Source organism: Cobetia sp. MM1IDA2H-1 (assembly GCF_002916775.2).
Lineage (GTDB): Bacteria > Pseudomonadota > Gammaproteobacteria > Pseudomonadales > Halomonadaceae > Cobetia > Cobetia marina.
In genome coordinates this window covers 3,090,075-3,102,647 of record NZ_CM133225.1, presented here as the reverse complement: position 1 = coordinate 3,102,647, position 12,573 = coordinate 3,090,075, and the positions used below count along the sequence as shown (strand labels likewise).

Here is a 12,573-nt window from a genome sequence, read left to right as displayed (position 1 = left end):
CCGAAGGTCGGCGGCTGAATCCTCATTATTCCGTGCCCGTGCGGGGATGCCCAGTGCCAGTTGTCGATGCTCTTATCCCTGCACGCATTTCGGCATTGACCCGGACGCCTCGCTGCAGTGAAGTGGGAACGGCAACTCTTCACTCACGATTGGAACGCTCGCTCTCATGGATCAACCGTCCACGCTCAAGATTCGCATTCACTACTGCACCGGCTGCAACTGGCTGCTGCGCGCGGCTTGGTATGCCCAGGAACTGCTCTCCACCTTCGGGGAAGCGCTGGATGAGGTCGCTCTCGCGCCCAGTCACGGCGGGCACTTCGAGGTGCTCTGCCAGCCTGCGCCTGACGCCGAATGGCAGGTGCTCTGGGAGCGCAAGCGGGATGGCGGCTTCCCGGACAGCCGTGACCTCAAGCAACGCGTGCGTGATGTGCTCGACCCGGAGCGCGATCTCGGCCATATCGACCGCGCCAGCCGCGAACAGGGCACTCCGACACCGTGACGAGTGCCCCGATCCGCGTCACCACCATTTCTTGCGCTTGAGCAGCCACATCTGCATCGCGACCACCCCAAGCGTCATGCCGACGAACAGCGTGAAGCCCCATGGGCTCTCGCTGCCGGGAATCCCGCCGACATTGACGCCCAGCAGGCCGGTGAGGAAGCCCAGCGGCAGGAAGACGGCGGTGATGACCGACAGCAGATACATGCGCTGGTTGAGCTGCTCGTTGTGCTCGCTCATGCGCTGCTCGTGAAGGATCAGGGCGCGTTCCTGCATGGCTTGAAAGTCCTCCACGTAACGCGACAGCTGGTTGGCGATCTCGCGCAGGTCCAGTCGCGCCTGCTCATCGATCCACAAGGGCCCCTGAGCCAGCTGGGCCAGGCAGTCGCGCTGAGGCCCCATGAAGCGCCGCAGGGTGATCAACGGGCGGCGCAGCCGCGTGATGTCGTCGGGATCGATCTCCACGTCATTGAGCTGATCCTCCTCGAGGATCGCCAGTTGATCGTCAAGGCGGTGGCTGAGCTCGGCGACGCGATCGACCAGCGCATCGCTGATCATCGCCAGCAGCCAGGAGATGTTTTCGGCTCCCTGGCCGGCTTCCAGCTGCTCGCGTACCTGGGTGATCGACTGGAAGGGGCGTCGGCGCAGGGTGATCAGGCGAGTCGGGCTCATCCACAGGCGCAGTGACAGCAGGTCTTCCGGCGCGGCACCCGGGTTGAGATTGATGCCGCGCAGGGTGGTGACGATGCCGCCGCCGAAACGTGCGACGCGTGGGCGTGTGTCCAGCTCGGTGAGGGCCTCGATGCTGGGATCATCTAGCTGCGCGATGCCGGCGAGATAATCATTGACGTCGCCTCGCGTGTAATCGAGGTGCATCCAGATCAAGGCCTCCGGCTCCTGCCAGGCCTGGCGCAGCTCATCATCGCTCAAGAGGGTCGCGCTGCCCTTGCCGTCGAGACGGTAGGCGCTGACCAGCGCCGTGGAGGGGGGATCGGGCTGCGGGTTGGCGTGCGGTAGCTGCGAGGAGGGGCTGGTGGTCATCGTAAAGCGTCCTTTGCGTACACGGGCTTGCAGCTGCACGCCACGCGCGCGATGCTCAAGCCTGCGACGCGCATGGCGGGCATGGGCGTCAGGTCGACACCGCCAGGATGGCGGTGTCCGAATTGCGAGGAAGCATGCCATGAGTCAGGACAGGGAGGCCATGCTCTATGGTCTGGGAGCGGTCGGGTTGTGGTCGACCGTGGCAACGGCCTTCAAGCTGGCGCTGGCGCAGATGTCGCCGCTGGAGCTGGTGTGGCTGGCAGCGCTGGTCTCCTGGCTGTTGATCGGCGTGCTGATGTGGCGTCAGGGTCGGCTGCGCGAGGCGCTCGCCAGCGGCTGGAAAGGCGGCTGGCGGACAGCGGCCTGGGCCGGACTGATGAACCCGGTCGGCTATTATCTGGTGCTGTTCGGCGCCTATGCACGTCTGCCGGGGCAGGAGGCCATGGCGCTCAACTATACCTGGGCACTGGCGATGGCCTTTCTTGCCGTGCCGATCCTCGCGCAGCGCCTGACGCGCATCGATGTCGCGGCAGGGCTGATCGCCTACGCCGGGGTGTGGACCATCGCCACCCGCGGGCAGGTGTTCGATGTCGCCTTCGCCGATCCCATCGGCGTCGGACTGGCGCTGGGCTCGACCCTGCTGTGGGCCCTCTACTGGCTGCTGAACGCGCGGGATGCCCGCGCCCCGCTGGTCGCCCAGTGGCAGAACTTCAGCGTCGCCTTGCCGGTCCTGACCTTGCTGGTGGCCATCGGGCCGGGGTTTGGCAACTTCATCGGGGAAGACGCCAATCCTCAGGCGCTGATGGCCGGGCTCTATGTCGGCCTGTGCGAGATGGGCATCGCCTTCGTGCTCTGGCAGCTGGCGGTCCACAAGGTGTCGCGTACCGCCAAGGTCTCCAATCTGATCTTCCTGTCCCCCCCCGTGTCGTTGACGCTGCTGCACTTCATCGTCGGCGAGCCGATCCTGACCTCGACACTCGCGGGGCTGGTGCTGATTCTGGCAGGCCTGGGCCTGCAGCAGCTGCAGAAGGCGCCGGAGACACTGTCACACACGACATGAGCGCGCTCCGCCCGCGCCTGCATCCTCAGGGGCGTACTAGTCCGTGGGCAGGATCAGACGGCCGGCATCCACCACGATCAATGGGTCCGGCGTGCCGATCAGCCGTGTGTCCTTGCCGGGGTAGTCGAGCTGGCTGAGCACATGGCGCAGTGCGCCGATGCGAGCACGACGCTTGTCATCGGAGCGAATCAGCGTCCAGGGCGCGTGGCGACTGTGGGTACGCGCGAACATCGCCTCGGCCGCGGTGGTGTAGTCGTCCCACTTCTCCTGGGCCACGGCGTCCATCGGTGACAGTTTCCAGCGCGTCAGCGGGTCGGCGGCGCGCTTGGCGAAACGATTGGACTGCTCTTCCCGGGAGACCGAGAAATAGAGCTTGACCAGATGCAGGCCATCCTCGACCCACAGGCGCTCCTGCTGTGGCACCTGGATGAGAAAACGCTCGACCTCGTCAGGGCTGGCGAAGCCCATCACCGCCTCGACTCCTGCACGGTTGTACCAGCTGCGATCGAACAGCACGACCTCACCACTGGTGGGAAAGCGCGAGACGTAGCGCTGGAAGTACCACTGTCCTTTCTCCGTCTCGTTGGGCTTGTCCAGTGCCACGATGCGCGCGAAACGCGGGTTGAGATATTCCATGAAACGCTTGATGGTGCCGCCCTTGCCGGCGGCATCACGCCCCTCGAACACGATGGCCAGCCGCTCGCCACTGTCACGCAGCCAGTGCTGGACCTTGAGCAGCTCGATCTGCAGGGCCCGCTTCTCGGCCTCGTAGACCTTGCGCTTGAGCCGCTTGTCGTAAGGGTAGGCGTCGCTGGAGACCGGTCCGAGCGTCATGTGGGGAGTCTCGGGGGCCGGCGGGGGCTGCCCGGTTGCCACATGCGCGGGTGTCGCTGTAGGGGCGGACTTGCCGGGGACTGCCTTGCGGGACTGGCTCATGGTGGAATCCTCAGTGCTCTGAAGGGCGAAGCGCCCCGGGCGGGGCACGATGGACGAGCGTGATGAAAAGCGTGGCGGCAGGGCATGACAAGAGGGCTTGTCGAGAGGGCGTATCGAGAGGGCGTATCGAGAGGGCGTATCGAGAGGACACGCCCTTCGGGAAACCACCGTCACCTTTGATTCTGACCGGGATGCCCCATGTCATGTTCAGGCAAGGTAGACACGTGCAGGGTCATTGTGTGGCAGGTAGCGCGAGCGGCTCGAGCGTCGGCCAGATGTTGTCCAGCAACCTCGGCTGGGCCTTGGCCGTCGGGTGGATACGGTCCTGTTGCATCAGTTTCTGGCCGGCCGGTGCCGTGGCGATGCCCTCGAGAATGAAGGGCACCAACGGCACGGAGTATTCGTCGGCCAGCGCCCGATAGACCTGGCGGAAGGCGTCGGTATAGGCCGGGCCATAGTTGGGCGGGATCTCGATCCCCAGCAGCACGGGCTGGGCGCCGGCATCTTCCACGGCATCGATCATGCTGGCCAGATTGGATTGCATGCGCGCAGGTGGAAGGCCGCGCAGGCCATCGTTGCCGCCCAGTTCGATCATCACCAGCGAAGGGTCGTGTCGGTCGAGCAGTGCCGGCAGGCGATTCAGGCCGCCTTCGGTGGTATCGCCGCTGATGCTGGCATTGATGACCTCAGGCGCATCGTTGCCCAGGGTGTCCTCGAGGCGCTCGTCGAGCAACGCGACCCAACCCCGGCTGCTGTCGATGCCGTAGCCGGCCGAGAGGGAGTCGCCGACCACCAGCCAGGGAGCCGGCGCCTCTGCCAGCGCCACCTGAGGCGTCAGCACGGCCACGAGGGTCAGTGCCGAACTGGCAAGCGCATTGCGCAGCCGCGTGAGTCCGGCAGTCTTGCGCGTGACGCGCGGTTCGGCGACTCGGGACAGACGTTGCGTTTCACGGCGATTCACCAGCCATCTCTGCATTCCTCATCTCCATCATCTGCACACGTTTCACATCCGTTTCGGGGACTGGCGTTCATGGCCATCCCGTTCACTACCATAAGCGAGCAGACACGATGTCACATAACGCCTCCATTAACGACGCCCCCTTTGCGTCGGATCATGCGTCAGTCGCGGCACCGTCAGCAGCGAATCCGCAGGCGCCGACGGCAGTCCTCAATGTCACGGGTCTGACCCAGCGTGTCGCCAGCGGTGACGGCCAGTTGACCATTCTTGAAGATCTAGAGCTTGCCGTGGCAGCCGGCGAGAGCGTGGCGATCATCGGGGCCAGCGGTTCCGGAAAATCCACGCTGCTGGGGTTGCTGGCGGGGCTGGACAGTCCGACCCAAGGTGATATTCGCCTATTCGGCACCTCGCTTGCCGGATTGGATGAAGACGGGCGTGCGGCGCTGCGCGCGGGGCAGGTGGGCTTCGTGTTCCAGAACTTCCAGCTGCTGCCGACCCTGACGGCGCTGGAGAACGTGCTGATGCCGCTGGAGCTGGCGCCCCGGGGCGATATCGAGGCCAAGGCACGTGACTGGCTGGCGCGAGTGGGGCTGGGAGAGCGTCTTGATCACCTGCCGCGTCATCTGTCCGGTGGCGAGCAGCAGCGGGTGGCGATCGCCCGCGCCTTCGTGGCGGGGCCGGGGCTGGTGTTCGCCGATGAGCCTACCGGCAATCTGGATACCGCTACCGGTGATCGCATCGCGGAGCTGCTGTTCACCCTCAACCGTGAGCGCGGCACCACGCTGATTCTGGTCACCCATGATCTGACCCTGGCCAGACGCTGTGATCGCTGTCTGACGCTGGAAGCCGGCAAGCTGGTCGAATGGCAGGACGATGCCTCGGCACCTGCGGTGGCCACACCGCAAGGAGGGCAGCATGACTGATGCCAGCATGACATCTGACGCGCGATCGCCGCGCGGGGGCGCCATGCGTCTGCCGCTTGCGTTGCGTGGCCTGCTGCGGGACCTGCGTGCCAGTGATGTGCGGGCGCTGTTTCTGGCGTTGATGCTGGCGGTGGCCGCGACCACCATGATCGGCTTCTTTCTGGATCGTCTGGATCGTGGCCTCACGCGCCAGGCGGGACAGCTGCTGGGGGGAGATCTGGTGCTGGAGTCCAGCAATCCACTGGACCCGCGTTTCCGGCAGGCCTTCGAGGAGGCCGGGCTCGAGATGTCGCCGCAGCTGGGCATGGTCTCGATGGCCTCGCATGGCGACAGCTTCGTGCTCTCGAGCCTCAAGGCAGTCTCGCCGGGGTATCCGCTGATGGGGCAGATCGAGCTTGCCTCCGATACGCCCGAGACCCGAATCGCGGGGGCGGACGGCAAGCTTTCCGACGGCGGGTCGGCTGACGGTGAGAGAGCCGCCACACGCCCCGCCATCCCGCCACCCGGGGAGGCCTGGCTGGTACCACGCCTGGCCACGGCGCTGGGAGTGTCGCCGGGGGATACCCTCACCGTGGGACGCAAGACCCTGACCCTGACCGGCCTGATCACTCGTGAGCCGGACCAGCAGGGCGGTTTCTCCGAATTCAGCCCGCGCCTGATGTTCAACATGGCGGATCTCGAGGCGACCGGTCTGATCCAGCCCGGTTCACGCATGGAATATCGCCTGCTGGCCGCTGGCGATCCGGCGGCGGTGCAGCAGGCGCGCGATGCCATCGCGCCGCTGCTGGCGAGTGCCGACAATGCCGAGGTGCGCCTCAAGGACGTGCGCGAGGATCGTCCGCGACTGGGGCGCTCACTGGAGCGTGCCGACAAGTATCTGAGTCTGGCCGGGCTGGTGGCGGTGCTGCTGGCCGGGGTCGCGGTGGCGATGTCGACGCGCCGCTATGTGGAACGCCATCTGGACAGTGCCGCGCTATGGCGCTGCTTCGGGGCTTCCCAGCGTCAGCTGTCACGGTTGTTTGCCGCTCAGCTTGGCTGGCTGGCGCTGCTGGCCAGTACCCTGGGGGCCGTATTGGGGCTGCTGGGGCAGATGGGGCTGGTGGCACTGCTGGAGCGCTTCCTGCCGCTGGAGCTGCCGGCGCCGGGCCCCTTGCCGCTGGCATTGGGGATCTTGACGGCACTGGCGGTGCTGGCCGGCTTCGCCGGTCCGATGCTGCTGCGCCTGCGTCAGGTCAGTGCGCTCAAAGTGCTGCGGCGTGAACTGGCCCCGCTGCCGGCCTCGGCCTGGGTGGTGGTGGCGATGGCCAGTCTGGTGTTCGGCGCCTTGATGTGGCTCTACTCGGGCGATCTCATGCTGGCGGCCGGGTTGCTGGTCGGCGGCGTCATCGGGCTGGGTCTGTTGCTGGTGGTGGGGCAGCTGCTGCTGTCACTGATGGTCAAGGTGGTGGTGCGTACGCGGGGACAGGGCGGCTGGAGTCGGCCGGTCCGTCTGGCGGGCGGGCTGCTGGCGCGGCGTCGCGGCGCCAGTCTCGGTCAGCTGGTGGCCTTCGCCGTCACCTTCGCGGCCGTGGCACTGATCGCGCTGGTGCGTGGTGATCTGATCAGCCGCTGGCAGGCGCAGATTCCGGCCAATGCCCCCAACCACTTCGCCATCAACATCCAGCCGGGCCAGCAGCAGGCCTTCGGCGAGGAGCTGTCGGCCATCGTGGAGGCGCAAGGGGCGGAGTCGACCCAAGACGGCCTGAGTGAGCTCTATCCGATGGTGCGGGGGCGCATCACCGCCCTGAAAGGCGAATCCTTGCTGGGTCGCTCACAGCAGCGGGCGCTGGAAAATGCCGCTACCCGTGAACGTCAGCCGGACACGCAACAGGCGGCCGGTGGCATGCAGGAAGGCACCGGGGAGGCTGAATCCTCACGCGGCGTGCCCCAGCGTGAGCTCAATCTCACCTGGCATCGTGATCTGCCTGATCACAACCGCGTGACGGCAGGTGACTGGGCGCCGCTCGAGGACTTCGCGGATGCCGAACCCTCGCGGCGTCAGGCCATCGCCGAGGCGCAGGGGGTGCCGGTCTCGATGGAGGAAGACCTGGCGCAGCGCATGGGACTGTCCATCGGCGATAGCCTGTCGTTCACCATCGGCAGCGAGACCCTCAAGGCGCAGGTGGTCAATCTGCGCCATGTGGACTGGGACAGCTTCATGCCCAACTTCTATGTCATCTTCCCGCCCGGGGCGCTCGAGAGCTTCGCCCACAGCTACATGACGGCGTTTCATCTCGAGGAGGAGGGAGCGCTGGCACCGCTGGTGCGCGATTACCCCAGCGTGTCCCTGATCAACATCGACGCGATTCTCACGCGGGTGCAGGAGCTGATCGCCCAGGTCTCGCGGGCCGTCGAGCTGATTCTCGGTCTGGTACTGCTGGCCGGTGCCAGCGTGCTCTACGCGGCCCTGGTGGCCAGCCGCCCCGCACGAGAACACGAAGGTGCGCTCTACAAGGTATTCGGTGCCGGGCAGAGCCTGCTGGCCCGCCTGCAGGCTGCCGAGTTCGTGCTGCTGGGGGCGTTGAGCGGTCTGCTGGGTGCGATGCTGGCGGAAGGCGCGGCGGTCGGGCTCTATTCCGGCTGGCTGGGCCTGCCGGTGGTGCTGCATCCGTGGCTGTGGCTCGGCCTGCCGCTGATCGGCGCTGTGCTGGTCGGCGGGCTAGGCTTCTGGCTGTCGCGGGAAGTGCGCCGCCAGCCGCCCATGGCAGGGCTGCGCGCCCTGCAGTGAGCACGGAAAGGCAGCATCAGTGCAGTGCATGACGCCGCCGCAGGATGGCCTCGGGATCGTCGTGTCGATCGTGAGGCCATCTTGCGTTAACAATGATGCTGATTCATGTGAATCGGACCGCCGGCTGAGGTATCATGCTGGTCCTGATCTTACCCCTAGATGGCGATCCGGCCGCGCCGGAATTCGCTGTCGTCATCACCCTTCAGGCGAGGACACCCGATGTTCACCCGTGACATGCAGATTGCCGGTTTTGATGATGCGCTCCTGAGCGCCATGGACGACGAAGTCGTTCGCCAGGAAGCTCACATCGAGCTGATCGCCTCCGAGAACTACGCCAGCCCCCGCGTCATGCAGGCGCAAGGCTCCCAGCTGACCAACAAGTACGCGGAAGGCTACCCGGGCAAGCGTTACTACGGCGGTTGCGAGTTCGTCGACAAGGTCGAGCAGCTGGCCATCGATCGTGCCTGCGAACTGTTCGGTGCCACCTACGCCAACGTTCAGCCGCACGCCGGTTCCCAGGCCAACAGTGCCGTCTTCCAGGCGCTGGTCTCGCCGGGCGACACCATCCTGGGCATGAGCCTGGACGCGGGTGGCCACCTGACTCACGGTGCACGTCCGAACTTCTCCGGCAAGCACTACAACGCCGTGCAGTACGGTCTGGGCGAGAACGGCCTGATCGACTACGCCGAAGTCGCGCGTCTGGCGCGTGAGCACAAGCCGAAGATGATCATCGCCGGCTTCTCCGCCTACTCCCAGATCATCGACTGGGCCGAGTTCCGCAAGATCGCCGACGAAGTCGGTGCCTATCTGCTGGTCGACATGGCCCACGTGGCCGGTCTGGTCGCCGCCGGTGTCTACCCGAGCCCGCTGCCCCACGCCCACGTCGTCACCACCACCACGCACAAGACCCTGCGTGGTCCGCGTGGCGGCCTGATCCTGTCTGCCGAAGGCAATGCCGACATCGAGAAGAAGCTGAACTCCGCCGTCTTCCCGGGTGGCCAGGGTGGCCCGCTGATGCACGTCATCGCGGCCAAGGCGATCTGCTTCAAGGAAGCGATGGATCCGTCCTTCAAGACCTACCAGCAGCAGGTCGTCAAGAACGCCCAGGCCATGGCATCCGTGTTCCTGGAGCGTGGCTTCGAAGTCGTCTCCGGCGGCACCGAGGATCACCTGTTCCTGCTGTCACTGGTCAAGCAGGGCCTGACCGGCAAGGACGCTGACGCGGCACTGGGCCGTGCCCACATCACCGTCAACAAGAATGCCGTGCCGGGTGACCCGCAGTCGCCGTTCGTCACCTCCGGTCTGCGTATCGGCACTCCGGCCGTCACCACACGCGGCTTCAAGGAGCAGGAGTGTCTGGATCTGGCGGGCTGGATCTGCGACATCCTCGAGGCGATGGTCGCCGGCGATTCCGCCGCTGCCGAAGCCGAGGTACAGGCCAAGGTCTCCGAGGTCTGTGCACGTCTGCCGGTCTACGCCTGAGTACCTGACGGATGGCGCTCGCTGACACATGATGTTCGCATCATGAGGGAGCTGGCCACCGGTTCGGAGTGAGGTGCTCGAGAACGCCTGTCGCGAAAGCGGCAGGCGTTTTTTTGTGCCCGGCTCACGTCCAGACGGGGCGACATGTCGTTGATCCGTGGTCCACAAGCGCTCAGAAAGATCAGTCCTGATGCTCGCGGGGACACGCTAGGCTTCTTGATGCGTGATCCATCTCGTGGTGAGGAGACTTTCATGGCCGTGAAGACGCACGACGTTATGCACCATGCCTTCCTGATTCTGGTCGAGCACAGTGGCAATACCTCGCTGAGCAGCCAGGGGAGCGGGGAGATGCGACTCTCCGTCGCCACATTGGGCTCGCTCAAGGCGGCCGAGCGACTGGTCAGTGAGCTGATCGTCCAGGGGGTCAGTCAGATCGAGCTCTCGGCAAGCTTCGGCGCGGCAGGCGAGGCCGCGGTGAGAACGGTGGTGGCCGACAGCGGCGCCGAGCGAACGGTGATGATCGGTCGTGTCCGGTTCGCGACGTGAGCGAAGATGGCGCGAAGTCTGGTGAAGTTGAATAATCCTTGCGCAACATGGAGTTGCGTAAAGGTGTGACCAAAGTCGGGTCTCACCCTTGGTCTAAGGTGTCTTGTTGGCATGTCTGACATGGGCTATTCCTTGACGGACAAGAGCGCACCGCGACCCATCCTGCGAGGGAGGTGAGCGAGCCACAATTGACGCGCCACGCCATCAAGGAACGTTCGATCATGCCCACGCCACCCAGGAGTGCTGCAGGCGGCCACCCGCGTGCCAGCACGTCATCCCCAACGTCAGCGACCACCAGTGAATCGTCGACCACCGCCCGTGTCGATGTGGCGGAATGGCTGGCGCAGGCCATCTTCGAGAATCGTTATCCGCCGGGCAGTCTGATCCCTCGTGAGCTGGATCTCTGCGATCAGCACGCCCAGAGCCGTGCCACCGTACGCACCGCGATCCAGAGTCTGGTCAATGCCGGCATCCTGACCCGCACCACCGGGCAGGGCACGCGCGTCAATCCGCTCAGCGAGTGGCATCTGCTCGACCCACGCGTCACCGGCTGGATGACACGCTATGCGATGCCGCATCCGCAGCTGGCACGGGATATCTACGCCTTCCGCATTTCCATCGAACCCTTCGTTGCCGCACTGGCGGCCACCGAGGCCACCGCCCAGGACCTGTCCGCCATCGAGCAGGCCTACGACGGCATGGCGGCAGCGGTGCATGGCGGCAGCGCCATGGAAGAATTCGATCGTGCCGACATCGCCTTCCATGACGCCATCTTCGCCGCGACCCACAACGTCATCTGGGCGCAGCTCGGCCATGTGCTCAAGCCCTCGATCAGCCTGCTGGTGGCGACCTCCAACCACAACGCCTCGGAGCTGGGCGACAGTCTCGGTCGCCATCGTGCGGTGATGGAGGCGATTCGTCTGCGCCAGCCGGAGGCGGCCCATGCCGCAACCCTGCATGTGCTGGATCGCACTGGGCGTGATCTCGGACTCGCCATGCCCGAGGTAACTGATGGGCCGCACGGTGTCGGGCGCGCCCAGGAGCCGCTGGAGCTGCTGCGTCGTTTCGGTCAGCTGCCCAGTCTCTCCGCCCCCCTGTCAAGAGAGTGACCCGCGCCCTGGGCGTCGCCACGCCGGGAAGTGTCTGCACGTCTTCCCTCCGCCAAAGAACGTCATAACACGTCATAACAACACGCCAGGAGTTCCACCATGCCGCATTCCACCACGTCTCACCGTCCGTCCCTCACCTCCGGGCGTTTCGCGCTCAAGGCGCTTGCCCTTTCCACGGCGCTGGCCGCCAGTGCGATGGCCGCGCCCAGCTGGGCGGCCGAGTACGAATGGACCTTCCAGACCTCGGAAACGGCCGGTGAGCCGCAGTTCGAGGTCAAGAAGGCTTGGGCCGAGAACATCAAGACCATGTCGGATGGGCGCATCGCCATCGAGATCCTGCCGGTCAATGCCGTGGTACAGGCCAACCAGACGCTGGACGCCGTCAGCTCCGGCATCCTGCAGGGCCACCTGACGGACCCGTCCTACTTCTCGGGCCAGAATCCGGCCTTCGGCATGCTAGGCAACCTGGTGGGTGCCTGGGGGGATCCACTGGAATATCTCGAGTACATGCAGCACGGCGGTGGTGAGGCGCTCTACAACGAGCTGGTCGAGCCCTACGGCGTGCATCTGATCGGCGCAGGCGCCACCGGGCTTGAGTCCTTCGTCTCCAAGAAGCCGGTGCGTACCGTCGATGATCTCAAGGGCCTCAAGGTGCGTGCGCCGGAAGGCATGGTCTACAACATCTTCCAGAAGGCCGGTGCAGCCCCCGTCAACCTGCCGGGCTCCGAGGTCTACACCGGTCTCGAGAAGGGCGTGATCGACGCGGCGGATTACACCGTGTTCGCCACCAATGATGACCAGGGCCTGCACAGCTTCGCCAAGTACCCGTCCTATCCGGGCTTCCACTCGCTGCCGATGGTGGCGGTGTCGATGAACAAGGACATCTGGGACGGCCTGCCGGCGGATCTCAAGGCGATCATGGAGACCGCGACTGACTCGATGGCCTACGACATGGTCTTCACCCTCAAGGCGCGTGACCTCAAGGCGGTGAGCGCGGCGCGAGCCAATCCGGATATCGAGGTGATCGACATGGCGCCGGAAGAACGCGCCAAGTTCCGTCGCATCGCCCAGCAGGAATGGAAGGTATGGGCCGAGAAGAACGAGCTGACCGGCAAGGTCTACGAGTCCGTGGTCACCTTCCTCACCGACCGCAACCTGATGTAAGCGTCCACTCGCTGTCATCGGCCGCGTGACAAGAGTCGCCGGGGCGAGACGTCGACAGGATCAAGACGATCAGGAAAGACGCGGGAGATGA

11 protein-coding genes are annotated in these 12,573 nt (G+C 65.4%); 8 read left to right on the top strand and 3 right to left on the bottom strand.

What is annotated here, in order from left to right; all coding sequences use genetic code 11:
- Positions 1–166: 166 nt before the first annotated feature.
- Positions 167–499 (top strand): SelT/SelW/SelH family protein, encoded by a 333-nt coding sequence (locus tag BOH68_RS13200; RefSeq protein WP_077375047.1) that lies wholly within the window; start codon positions 167–169, stop codon positions 497–499.
- A gap of 18 nt (positions 500–517) precedes the next feature.
- Here BOH68_RS13200 and BOH68_RS13195 read toward each other — a convergent pair whose 3' ends face one another.
- The gene (locus BOH68_RS13195; RefSeq protein WP_077375044.1) at positions 518–1,537 is read right to left on the bottom strand and encodes a zinc transporter ZntB; all 1,020 of its coding nucleotides are present in this window, start codon (positions 1,535–1,537) and stop codon (positions 518–520) included.
- A gap of 139 nt (positions 1,538–1,676) precedes the next feature.
- Between BOH68_RS13195 and BOH68_RS13190 the strand changes: the two genes are divergently transcribed.
- On the top strand, positions 1,677–2,597 hold the full coding sequence (locus BOH68_RS13190) for a DMT family transporter (protein ID WP_077375041.1): 921 nt from the start codon (positions 1,677–1,679) through the stop codon (positions 2,595–2,597).
- Between the two features lie 36 nt (positions 2,598–2,633).
- Here BOH68_RS13190 and ppk2 read toward each other — a convergent pair whose 3' ends face one another.
- Complete coding sequence (ppk2, locus tag BOH68_RS13185) at positions 2,634–3,533, bottom strand: polyphosphate kinase 2 (protein ID WP_077375038.1); 900 nt, start codon at positions 3,531–3,533, stop codon at positions 2,634–2,636.
- A 232-nt stretch (positions 3,534–3,765) separates the two neighbouring features.
- Entirely contained in the window at positions 3,766–4,509 is a 744-nt protein-coding gene (locus BOH68_RS13180) for an arylesterase (protein ID WP_077375035.1), read from the bottom strand.
- Positions 4,510–4,601: 92 nt separating this feature from the next.
- Here BOH68_RS13180 and BOH68_RS13175 point away from each other — a divergent pair, with 92 nt between their 5' ends.
- The 6 genes from BOH68_RS13175 (at position 4,602) to BOH68_RS13150 (ending at position 12,482) form a co-directional block, all read left to right on the top strand.
- Positions 4,602–5,414: an ABC transporter ATP-binding protein gene (locus tag BOH68_RS13175; protein ID WP_077375032.1), complete on the top strand. Its 813-nt coding sequence runs from the start codon at positions 4,602–4,604 to the stop codon at positions 5,412–5,414.
- Complete coding sequence (locus BOH68_RS13170; RefSeq protein ID WP_456821151.1) at positions 5,407–8,181, top strand: ABC transporter permease; 2,775 nt, start codon at positions 5,407–5,409, stop codon at positions 8,179–8,181. The genes BOH68_RS13175 and BOH68_RS13170 overlap by 8 nt, the downstream gene beginning before the upstream one ends.
- A gap of 219 nt (positions 8,182–8,400) precedes the next feature.
- Positions 8,401–9,663: a serine hydroxymethyltransferase gene (gene glyA, locus BOH68_RS13165; RefSeq protein ID WP_077375029.1), complete on the top strand. Its 1,263-nt coding sequence runs from the start codon at positions 8,401–8,403 to the stop codon at positions 9,661–9,663.
- A 252-nt stretch (positions 9,664–9,915) separates the two neighbouring features.
- Positions 9,916–10,209, top strand: coding sequence for a hypothetical protein (locus BOH68_RS13160; protein WP_077375026.1), 294 nt, complete (start codon positions 9,916–9,918; stop codon positions 10,207–10,209).
- A gap of 221 nt (positions 10,210–10,430) precedes the next feature.
- Positions 10,431–11,318 (top strand): FadR/GntR family transcriptional regulator, encoded by an 888-nt coding sequence (locus tag BOH68_RS13155; protein ID WP_077375023.1) that lies wholly within the window; start codon positions 10,431–10,433, stop codon positions 11,316–11,318.
- 99 nt (positions 11,319–11,417) lie between these two features.
- The gene (locus tag BOH68_RS13150) at positions 11,418–12,482 is read left to right on the top strand and encodes a TRAP transporter substrate-binding protein (protein ID WP_077375020.1); all 1,065 of its coding nucleotides are present in this window, start codon (positions 11,418–11,420) and stop codon (positions 12,480–12,482) included.
- The last annotated feature ends 91 nt before the right edge of the window (positions 12,483–12,573 follow it).